This is a genomic window from Leeuwenhoekiella nanhaiensis, from assembly GCF_002744755.1.
Taxonomy (GTDB): Bacteria; Bacteroidota; Bacteroidia; order Flavobacteriales; family Flavobacteriaceae; genus Leeuwenhoekiella; species Leeuwenhoekiella nanhaiensis.
This window is the reverse complement of the sequence record NZ_KZ319326.1, coordinates 1-1,072: the sequence shown is the minus strand read 5'-3', so window position 1 is coordinate 1,072 and position 1,072 is coordinate 1. Positions and strand designations below refer to the sequence as shown.

The following is a 1,072-nucleotide window of genomic DNA, read 5'->3' as shown; positions in this document are numbered from 1 at the left end:
AGCCAAAGTGGTTTCAAACTAAAGGTTTTTTGTTAGGTATTATGCTATTTGCGGCTATATCAATAAGCTTTCCTTACTACTCTCATATTTTCTATCCAAATAATGAGAAAGAAGTAGTTATAGTAAATCAATCCAATATCAATACGGTAAATTTTGATATAAAAGGGATGACTTGTGCAAGTTGCGAAGAGCACGTCAACCACGAAGTAAACAAGCTCGACGGAATTGTAACCTCAAAAGTGTCCTACGAAAATGGGAATGCCATCATTGAATTTGACCAAACAAAAACGAATGAAACGGAAATCGAGAAAGCAATTAACTCAACAGGCTATAAAGTAACCGACAAAAAACAAACCAATTAGTATGAAAGAATATGATGTATTTATAATTGGTTCGGGAATGGCGGGAATGACTATCGCCAATAAGTGCGCCTCAAAAGGCCTGAAAGTCGGAATCACAGATGAATTACCGTATGGTGGTACTTGTGCTTTGAGAGGTTGTGACCCAAAAAAAGTGATTATAGGCGCTACAGAAGTACGGGATTTTGCCAAAAGGCTTAAAGGTATTGGCATTGATACCATACCTAAAGTAAATTGGAAGGACATAATGGCCTTTAAGCAAACCTTTGTGGATGAAATGCCACCAAAAATTGAAAAAGGATATAAAAAGAATGGCATAGACACCTTTCATAGTTCAGCTAAATTCCTCTCAAAAAACACATTAGAAGTTGGAAATGACAAGGTAAAGGCCAACAAAATTGTAATTGCATCGGGTTCAAAGCCAAGAGTTTTAGAATTTGAAGGCGGTCATTTTGCCAAATCCAGTACCGATTTCTTAAATTTAGAAGAATTGCCAAAATCGTTGTTATTTATCGGTGGTGGCCATATCGCCTTTGAGTTTGCACATATTGCAGCTCGATGTGGTGCAGAAGTTACTATTGTTCATCGTGGGGAAAATCCCTTGGAAAATTTTGAACAGGATATAGTAAAACATCTTGTTTCTGCCACAAAAGAGTTAGGCATAAAACTTATTCTTAATACAGATGTTACCGCTATTGAGAAAGTGGATGGCC

2 protein-coding genes are annotated in these 1,072 nt (G+C 36.8%); both read left to right on the top strand.

All coding sequences use genetic code 11. The features are described 5' to 3' along the window. A partial coding sequence (locus CJ305_RS19225; protein WP_143469428.1) for a cation transporter occupies positions 1-362 on the top strand: 362 nt, incomplete at its 5' end. 1 nt (position 363) lies between these two features. Beyond that, the coding region (locus CJ305_RS19220) for an FAD-dependent oxidoreductase (RefSeq protein WP_143469427.1) at positions 364-1,072 on the top strand (709 nt) is incomplete at its 3' end.